The 9245-nt window shown below is 41.0% G+C and carries 11 protein-coding genes; 6 read left to right on the top strand and 5 right to left on the bottom strand.

All coding sequences use genetic code 11. The features are described from left to right. The 3 genes from V5N63_RS03520 to V5N63_RS03510 form a co-directional block, all read left to right on the top strand. Positions 1-585, top strand: a 585-nt coding sequence (locus V5N63_RS03520; RefSeq protein ID WP_332032859.1) for a chorismate-binding protein, incomplete at its 5' end; no start/stop codon positions are given. Between the two features lie 9 nt (positions 586-594). Next, positions 595-972, top strand: coding sequence for an SMU1112c/YaeR family gloxylase I-like metalloprotein (gene gloA2, locus V5N63_RS03515; RefSeq protein WP_332032858.1), 378 nt, complete (start codon positions 595-597; stop codon positions 970-972). Positions 973-975: 3 nt separating this feature from the next. After that, positions 976-1524, top strand: a complete 549-nt coding sequence (locus V5N63_RS03510; RefSeq protein ID WP_332032857.1) for a DUF1543 domain-containing protein — start codon at positions 976-978, stop codon at positions 1522-1524. Between the two features lie 7 nt (positions 1525-1531). On the opposite strand, the gene V5N63_RS03505 is transcribed toward V5N63_RS03510, so the two are convergent. Continuing rightward, complete coding sequence (locus tag V5N63_RS03505; RefSeq protein ID WP_332032856.1) at positions 1532-2617, bottom strand: endonuclease/exonuclease/phosphatase family protein; 1086 nt, start codon at positions 2615-2617, stop codon at positions 1532-1534. 159 nt (positions 2618-2776) lie between these two features. Between V5N63_RS03505 and V5N63_RS03500 the strand changes: the two genes are divergently transcribed. Next, positions 2777-3889, top strand: a complete 1113-nt coding sequence (locus V5N63_RS03500; RefSeq protein WP_332032855.1) for a 5-(carboxyamino)imidazole ribonucleotide synthase — start codon at positions 2777-2779, stop codon at positions 3887-3889. A 68-nt stretch (positions 3890-3957) separates the two neighbouring features. Continuing rightward, positions 3958-4386, top strand: coding sequence for a CBS domain-containing protein (locus V5N63_RS03495; protein WP_332019438.1), 429 nt, complete (start codon positions 3958-3960; stop codon positions 4384-4386). Here the strand turns inward: V5N63_RS03495 and V5N63_RS03490 are convergent. Next, the gene (locus V5N63_RS03490) at positions 4383-5303 is read right to left on the bottom strand and encodes a DMT family transporter (protein ID WP_332032854.1); all 921 of its coding nucleotides are present in this window, start codon (positions 5301-5303) and stop codon (positions 4383-4385) included. The two genes, V5N63_RS03495 and V5N63_RS03490, sit on opposite strands and share 4 nt — an antisense overlap. A gap of 94 nt (positions 5304-5397) precedes the next feature. Between V5N63_RS03490 and purE the strand changes: the two genes are divergently transcribed. Further along, a complete protein-coding gene (gene purE / locus V5N63_RS03485; protein WP_332032853.1) occupies positions 5398-5898 on the top strand; it encodes a 5-(carboxyamino)imidazole ribonucleotide mutase in 501 nt (166 codons plus the stop codon). 54 nt (positions 5899-5952) lie between these two features. Here the strand turns inward: purE and V5N63_RS03480 are convergent, their stop codons facing one another. The 3 genes from V5N63_RS03480 to V5N63_RS03470 all read right to left on the bottom strand — a co-directional run. Then, complete coding sequence (locus V5N63_RS03480) at positions 5953-7335, bottom strand: lectin-like domain-containing protein (protein ID WP_332032852.1); 1383 nt, start codon at positions 7333-7335, stop codon at positions 5953-5955. A gap of 8 nt (positions 7336-7343) precedes the next feature. Then, positions 7344-7970, bottom strand: coding sequence for a hypothetical protein (locus V5N63_RS03475; protein ID WP_332032851.1), 627 nt, complete (start codon positions 7968-7970; stop codon positions 7344-7346). Between the two features lie 208 nt (positions 7971-8178). Then, on the bottom strand, positions 8179-9245 hold a 1067-nt coding region (locus tag V5N63_RS03470; protein ID WP_332032850.1), incomplete at its 5' end, for an alpha/beta hydrolase.

Genomic DNA, 9245 nt, shown 5'->3' with positions numbered 1-9245 from the left:
ATTAAAGACGGAAAATGCTGGCTGGGCGCTTTTTCAGAATTATTAGGAAAATTTGATAAAAGAACGTCGGAGTTTCAAACCATGAGTCTTGCCGGAACGATACCTGTGGACGAAAAGTGGACAGATAAGGAAATTGAAGAACAAAAACCGGTAACAGTTTTTATCTCTAATACGCTGAAAAATTATGCTTCTGAAGTTCATAAAAGCTACACTTACGACCATATTTCCGGAAACATCAAGCATTTAAGAACCGATTTCAAAGCGAAAATCACTGAAGAGGATTTGGAGAAAATCATTGCAGAACTTCATCCTACGCCTGCGGTATGTGGAATTCCAAAGGAAATGTGCAGAAATGCAATCGAAAATTTTGAACCGCATCCAAGAAATTTCTATGCCGGTTATATTAAAGTCGAGACCGAAGAAAATGTTCAGTATTTTGTAAATCTTCGCTGCGCTGAATTCTTTAAAAATGCAGCCCTAATCTATGTTGGAGGCGGCATTACCGCTGAAAGTTCCCCCGAAAAAGAATGGCGCGAAACCGAACTGAAGTCGGAGGCCATCCTGAAAAATCTCAGTTTTAAATAAATCTTTAATATGAAAATCCACCATATCGCCATGATTTGTTCCGATTATCAGGTCTCGAAAAAATTTTATACCGAAATTTTAGGGCTTCAGATTTTACGCGAAGTTTACCGTGCAGAGCGGGATTCCTATAAACTCGATCTGGGGATTGGTGAGCATTATGTGATCGAACTTTTTTCATTTCCCAATCCACCGCCAAGACCTTCGCGCCCGGAAAGCTGCGGGTTGCGCCATTTGGCTTTTTCTGTGGAAAATGTGGAGGAAAAACGCGATGAACTCATGAAAAAAGGTTTGGTATGTGAGGAAATCCGCGTGGATGAATTTACAGACCGGAAATTTTTTTTCACCCAGGATCCCGATGCTTTGCCGCTGGAATTTTACGAAGCTTAAAAGATGAAATTGTTTTATATCCTTCTCGGCGCTTCTGTTAACGGCAGGACAATCGAACAGCACGATGTTTTTTTTGGTATTGCTAAAAAACTGAAAGATTTGGTTCCTTACATCAAAGAGTTCTGGCCGGAAGCGGGCAGCGATCTTCATCTTGATGCTTATCAGGAAGTGAAATTTGTTGATGGCTACGACGTTAAAATTGTTGAAAAAGGCAGTGAGAAATCCGAAAATCATTTGTTTTTCATCAATCTTGGCGGGTATAAAGCCGGTTTTTTCGAGGAATTTCATGAACAGCATTTGATGGTGGGAAAAAAAATGTCGGAGGTCATCAAAAGATCAAAGCAGACCGAATTTTACAAAACGATGGGATTCCCAGGTGCGGTAAGCCATATTGACGATAAACACGGCGTTGATGTTGATGATATTTTCAAAGTAAATGATCTTCTGCCTCAGGAAATGAGGGAAAAATATTCATTGGTTCTGGAAAAGTCTGGTGAAATTGAGCAGAAGAATTTCATCAAACTCAAATATCTTAAAATCGATAAAATTTAGAATAAGCTTATTCTTTTGCGATCTCTTCGCGGTTATCTGATTCTTCTTTTATGCCTTCCTCAATCAGTTCTTCCACAACTTCTTTCTCCTCAGGTTTCAGGGTTTTTACTTCCTCTTCCTGTTTGGTGTCGTAAAGATTAATGTGAAATTCGCAGAGAATGGGGAAGTGATCAGAACCGATATTCTCTAATGTTTCCAGCTTCTCCACAAAAATCTCCGGAGAATGGAACAGTAAATCAAGCGGCACGCGGAAAAACCAGTATTTTGCATGGAATGTTGCTAAAATCCCTCTTCCTACACGCGCATCAATCAGTTCACTGGTTTTACGGAAAAGAATGGAAGTCACCGACCACGCTACCGTGTTGAAATCGCCGATTACCAAAGACGGAATCTGGTTTTCTTTAATCTTTTTCGCCACACACAGCAAATCACCGTCGCGCTCTTTCGAAGTGGTTTCTTCCGTAGGACTTGGCGGCGGTGGATGTACGGCAAAAACAACAAAATCATGTCCGTCAGCGGTTTTAAACTGTGCTTCAATGCTCGGAACATCATCCGCTACAAAGAAATGCACGCTAGATTTTACAAACGGAATTTTAGAATAAAGATGCATTCCGTAGGTGTTTTCCAGGGTTACCTTTTCTGTGTAAGGATAGTTTTTTTCAAGTTTGCGGTTGGCCTTTTCCCAATCAGCGTTGCTTTCCATCGTCATGAAAATGTCGGGACTGTATTTCGCTATAAGTTGATGCAGTTTTTGGAAATTTTTATTGAACTGATAAACATTCACCGAAATGACTTTAACCGTCGCCGAAGCAGTAGAATTCTTTTTTACTTCTTTCTTTTTGTAAAATTTGGTGTAGCGGATTAAAATATAAAGGTGATAGAGAATCAGGATTAACTGCACGGCATTTAAGAGCCACATCCAAAAGTTTTTTTCAGCAAAAATAATTGACGATGAAAATAAGATTCCCTGCAGTACAAGAATCTGAATCTTCATGAATTCCGGGACACGGAAAACCCAGTGCTGGCTGCTGAAAAACGGAAGAATGCTCAGAATAATAAGCAATACCGACAAAATAGCGAGAAATATTTCCATAGTTTATTTCATACAAAGTAAAACTAAAAAGTATTATTCTGCATACTTTTCAATTAAATAATTAAGCCATTTTTATGCCCTAAGAATTGCTTTTCGTAATTTTGTGAACTCCCCACCTCAAGGGAAGGAATATAAATCAATAAAGAAAAAAGTGAAAATATGAAAATCGGAATTCTCGGTGGCGGACAGTTGGGCCGGATGCTTATTCAGGAAGCATTAAAATATGATGACGAATGGTTTACCCTCGATCCTGCCAAAGATGCGCCCTGCCATGCAATATCTAACTTTACCGAGGGAAATTTCGATGATTTCGATACGGTGTTCAATTTCGGGAAAGGGAAGGATGTAGTGTCCATCGAGATCGAGCATGTGAATGTTGATGCACTTTACGAACTCCGCGAATGTGGTATTAAGGTAATTCCAAGTCCCGAAATCATTCAGATTATCCAGCAAAAAATTCTCCAGAAAGAATTTTATCTAAAACACGATATTCCAAGTCCGGAATTTCAGATTATCCAGAATACATCCGAAGCGAATTTTCCGCTGCCTTTCGTGCAGAAAATGAATGCTGGTGGTTACGACGGTAAAGGCGTACAGGTCATCAGAACCGATGAAGATCTAAAAAAATTGTGGAACGTGCCTTCAGTTTTGGAAAGTCTGGTTGATATCGAAAAAGAACTTTCTGTAATTGTTGCCATCAACGAAAACGGTGAAACCAAAACTTTTCCGGTCACTGAAATGGTGGCGGATCCCAAACTTAATCTTCTGGATTTTAATATCTGTCCGGCGCATATTTCAGAACATGTGGAGCAACAAATTCAGCAAATCGTGAAGAAATTCATCAAGGCGGCCAATTCTCCCGGACTTTTTGCCATTGAATTTTTCCTCGATAAGAAAGATGAGGTTTGGGTAAATGAAACCGCGCCGAGACTGCACAATTCGGGCCATCAGACGCAGGAAGGAAACGCCAATTCACAGTTCGAACAGCTTTACCGCGTTTTAAAAAATCTTCCGCTCGCGGATACCGATGCTTTCGGATTTTCAGGAATGCTGAATCTGGTCGGTGAAGAAAATTTCTCGGGAAAAGTAAAGTATGAAGCATTGGATGAAGTACTGAAATTACCCAAAACCTACGTTCATCTTTACGGAAAAACAGCAACCAAACCCGGGCGAAAAATGGGTCACATCAACATTCTGGCAAACTCAAGAAAAGAACTTTTAGAAAAACTCATTCACGTAAAATCACTTGTGAAGGTCGTTTCCGGGCATTAAGCGTTTCGTTTAAAATTGTATTTTTTAATTAAATATTTTGTAATAACTTTAATACAAAATATTTGATTATGAGTAATATAGCAACAGTTTTGGCCCGCAAGGGGAATTCGTTCGTCAGCGTGAATCCGGAACAGACCGTTCTGGAAGCGTTACAGCTCATGGCTGACAGAAATGTTGGTGCAGTGGTGGTAAACGATGCCGACACGTATCACGGTATTTTTACCGAAAGAGATTATTCCCGCAATGTTATTCTTAAAAACCGGCATTCTTCAGAAACTAAGGTGAAGGAAGTCATGTCGGTAAATCTTCCTGAAATTAAACCGCTCGACACCCTGAATCACTGTATGCAACTGATGGCCGATCACAATGTGCGCTATCTGCCGGTGATGGAAGAGGGTAAAATGAACGGTATTATTTCGATTACCGATGTCATCCGCGAAAAAGTAATTGATCAGAAAGAAGTCATTAAACAGCTGAAAGAATATATCCAGGGTTAATCAATGCTTTGTTTTCTCCTCCGGAACATTCCCTTCTGGTAATTGGTGATAAAAACGCCGCAGATAATAAGCGCAGTGGCGGTAATAAATGCTGCCGAAATTTCTTCATCCAGAATCAGCCATCCCAAAAATATTGCAATCACTGTATTTACATAAGAAAGCAGGGAAACCTGGGTTGGCGAAATCTTCTTTAAAGCAAAGTGAAACGCAAAATAAGCCGCTACAGAGCCAAAAACCGCAAGATAAACGGTTGCTGCGATGCTTTTGAACGACCAGGAATTCACCTCAATTTTATCAGACAGCATAAAAGCCAATGCAATCTGCGCTATTCCCGCAAAAGCAAACTGATAAAAGAGGTTCAACGAAATATTCTGGTGCTGAAGTTTCATTTTTTTGGTTAGAATTGATCCCAAAGCCCAACCGCAGATGGCAATAAAAATAAAGATGACGCCCATGCGGTAATCCGGATTCAGTAAATCCTGAATACCATCTTTAAAAATCAGAAGAATCCCGCTGAAGCCCATTAATATTCCCAGTAAAGAACGGTAGGTAAATTTCTGAAGACCAAAAAATATGCTTCCCAGAAATACAAGAAGCGGAGAAGTGGCGCTGATTAAAGAAGCCAAACTGCTCGAAAGATGCTCTTCTGCAACGGTCGTCATTCCGTTGGCTACAATCAGCATCAGTACGGAAAAAATAATTTGAATTCTTAAATTTTTCCACCCAATCCACCGAAGTTGTTTTGAAAACAGCAGGATAATGAATAGTAATCCGGCCGCGATGAGCTGTCGGATTCCCGCAACAAACCAGGGCGGAATAGTTTCCACTGCAACCCGGATGCCCAGAAAAGTGGTTCCCCACACGATGGCAACGGTTAAAATAGCAATAATGAGTTTGGGGTCTTTGGGAAATTTCACGGTGCAAAAGTACGCTTTTTTGCTGCTTTTATGGGTCGGAGGAAGAATGGTTCTTATAAAATTCTTATCTTTAAAACTTCAAAAAAAGTAAAAAATGGTCGGAATTATCATGGGCAGCCAAAGCGATTTGCCCGTCATGCAACAGGCAGCGGATTTTCTAAAATCACTCGAAATTCCCTATGAATTAACGGTAGTTTCAGCCCACAGAACTCCGGAAAGAATGTTTGATTACGCAAAAACGGCAAAATCCCGTGGCCTGAAAGTCATCGTCGCCGGAGCTGGTGGGGCAGCCCATTTACCGGGAATGGTGGCTAGTTGTACCACTTTACCTGTGATTGGCGTTCCTATTTTATCTTCCAATTCAATAGACGGTTGGGATTCTGTACTTTCTATTTTGCAGATGCCGTCGGGAATTCCTGTAGCTACCGTAGCACTGAACGGCGCGACGAATGCCGGCATTTTAGCCGCTAAAATCATCGGAACTTCAGATGAGAATATTTCTGGAAAATTAGAGCATTATCAGAATTCTTTGAAAGATAAGGTATTGGGAACGGTAGAAGATATCCGGCAGATTCATCCGAACAACTTCGATTAAAATAAAACGAACGCACTTCTATGAGGTGCGTTCGTTACTGTCAGCAGGTTTTTTCTATTTATTATAGCTCGGGAGTGAAGGGTTAGTAATAAAATTACATTTTCTAACCGCAATAACTGAGGTTGCTGTATTGTTTGAATTGTCAGTGTCGGTCACTTCCGAGGTGTCGACAATAGTTACACTTTTAAAACTCTCATTGTTTTTAAGTGCTTTCGGATAATATTCTCCCGTGATGGTCACAATTCCTGACCGGTTTGCCGGCAAGCCAACTTTGCCGCTTACTCTATTGGTTGGGAATGATGTGGTGGGTAGATTACTCGCGGAAAATCCAGTGGTTGATAATGATGTAATCTTAAACTGCGAAGTATTGAGCAGTGTTCCTGCGGAATTCTGTATTTCATTGCTGAAATTAATATTGCTGAGTGCAATGGGTGTATCGTTTGTCACTTCAATATTTAGAGTAACCCGTGTTTTCTGGTCATTACATACCATCGCCATATCAGAACGGCTGTCCACGCGGATATTTCCAGGAGTTGTAAGCAAAATATTGCGGATTTCGTGAAAGTTGTAACCACCGCCGGTGGAACCTGCGAAACCCACCTTTAAAGTCGGCGGAATAGGATATGTTGCGCTGTTGATTTTATGCGTAATAATTTCGGTGAAAGTTGTTTCCCCTTGTTTTCTCCACTTCACGTTTACCTGATAATCGGCGCCAACTCTTTTAACTTCCAGCTGGAATCTGCGGTAGAATTGATTGTCGGTAGGGCGGGTGGGTGTAATAGTGTTATAATCGATTTCGTTTCGGTTTCTGATTTCAGCCAGTGTTCCTGTTCGGTCTCCGAGCGCCTTATGAGCAAAATAAGGGTTAGACAGGTTATAAGTCGCCGAGGTAGGACCTCTTAAAACGACTGAGTTGGGAACTTCAACATTCGTTCCGCCATTTCTGTTTTCAGACGCGCGTGCGAAGTTTCCATATTCATCAAAACCAACGCCGATATAACCGCCACTCAAGCCTGTTGTTCCTGCAGGATTGTTGTAGGTAGCATAACCCAGTGAACCGCCGTATCCGCCTAGTTTAAACTCAGCTTCGGTTACATTTCCATTGAAAAGGAATACGGAAAATCCGTCCGCTCCGTTGTATCCGTCGTCGCTGGACCGCCATGCTTTGTACTCAAAATCCGCAAGGACCCCCAAATCAGTAGGAAAAGATTGCAGGATATACATATAACCTTTTTGAAATGTAGCGGCATTTGTAAGCCGTAACCAGCCTTCACCGTTTGGATCTACGCCGGAAGCTGCCGTAAGCGTGGCATTGTCGCCCAATTTCAGCCCGCTGGAATCATTGGTTCTGAAGTTGTTGGTAATAGTAAACTGTGCGTTGTTCAGACTACAGCCAAGCAGTATGCCTGTCAGTAACAGTAATTTATTTTTTTTCATCACTTGTCTTATTTTACAACAAATACGATGTTCATGAAACTCGCGTCGCTGGCATTGCCATATACCTCATAACTCATCAGTCCATTGGCATCGATGCTTACATTTCTTAGCAACGCAGTGTCATAATATGTAATATAATACTCCAGTTTATCTTTTGCAAGAGTGGGAATTGATCCTGCAGAACCTGTGCTTTTTACCGGTGGATTGGTAAACTGACTGGTATAAACTGCATGGAGATCCATTGTTTTTACACCCAAGGTAGTGGTGTTGACAAGGACTGAAGGCATGTAGAAAAATTTTGGAGTCACAGCTTCCTTAATCACAGCCTCCCATTTCCCAGTACCATTATCATAATAGTAAAATCCCGGAGCTTTGATGTTTGAAGTCTTGGTACTCGCTGATCCCGGAACTGCCGTAGCATAAATCAGTGTTGAGTGTTGGCTGCTGCCATATAAGGCATCTTTTGCTTTCAGTTCATCACCAGACATTCTAGTGATAAGTACACCTTCGGGAACCGTGGTTACAGTGGATTTTCTAACGTCAAATGTTGTAGAGGGTGCACTAGTATTGATACCAACCTGAGCGGTTGCCATAACGGATGCAGTACATCCAAGCAGGAAGTAAATTTTCTTCATTTATCTGTTTTTTGTTTTTAAAGGAGTGCAAATATAATTAAAAACCCCGATACAAAAGAGAATAAACGTTAAATTTCGTTAATTTACTATTTTACACACAATATTTAGAAATCATCAGTGATATGATGTTAAGCATATGATTTCTATCTTTTAAAATTGGAAACGCTCAACTTCATAAGAAGTGAGTGTTTTGGAATTTATGGCGTATTTATTTTAGTGAAAATAGCCAAATGTAAGCTTCCGGAAACTCTTTTGCCCAGTAATTTTCAGAATGGGTTCCGTAATCATCGAATTTCGTTTTGATGTTTTTCCTGCGAATTCCTTTGCCCATCAGTAACGGAACTGCTTTTTCAATGTCGGTGACCATTTCATCTGACTCTTTTCTGCCCGCCAGAAGATAGATTTTGGTCTTTTTTAAAGATTTTGAATACTCATTTAGATAAAGAGTCAGATCTTCCTTCGCAAACCAGAAGCTCGGACTGAACACGCCCAGTTTCCCAAATTTTTCAGGATATTTCAAGCCTGTGTAGAAGGAAATCAACCCGCCCATCGAAGAGCCGATTAATCCGGTGTTCTTTGCTGAAGAAGCTGTTCTGTAGTTTTTATCGATATAAGGTTTCAGGGTTTGGGCAAGAAAATCGGCATACAGATCACCATTTCCGCCGCCGTATTTTGCATTTTTCCAGGGCGAATATTCATTCAGTCTTTCGCTGCCGCCATTGTCGATGCCTACAATAATGGCCTGTCTCTTACCTTCGAGGAAGAACTCATCCATGGTTTCATCTACCTGCCATTCACCTGAAAAGGAAGTCAGTTGATCGAACAGGTTCTGCCCGTCGTGCATATAAATCACAGGGTATTTCTTCTTGGAGGCATCGTAATCTTCAGGAAGATAGATCCAGATTTTCCTTGTTGTACCGAGTTGCGGAACGGGGAAGTTTTTGCTAAGGATTTTTACGTTTTTTGATGCGGTATGCTTTTTCTGCTCAGGTTCAGCCCATGAAAGTATGGTGTTTTCAAGTGTTTGCGGTATTCCCGTAAATGTGAAAGTTCTGTTTTCAATTCCTTTTCCTTCTGTATTTCCTTCCGCGGTTTCCCAGCTTCCTGAAGTGAATTTATATTCAGCTTTTCCGGCCTGTTCAGGTATTTCAAGTTCATAGGTTCCGTTTTTGCTTTTCTTCAGTTCGAATGCCGGGTCCTGAGGATTCCATCCGTTCAGTGAAGAAGCCATGAAAATTCTGGCATCTTCCGGCGTGTTTTCCGGTGTGGTAACGA

It is taken from the genome of Kaistella sp., from assembly GCF_032060305.1.
Lineage (GTDB): Bacteria > Bacteroidota > Bacteroidia > Flavobacteriales > Weeksellaceae > Kaistella > Kaistella yananensis.
This window is presented reverse-complemented; position numbering and strand designations above follow the sequence as displayed.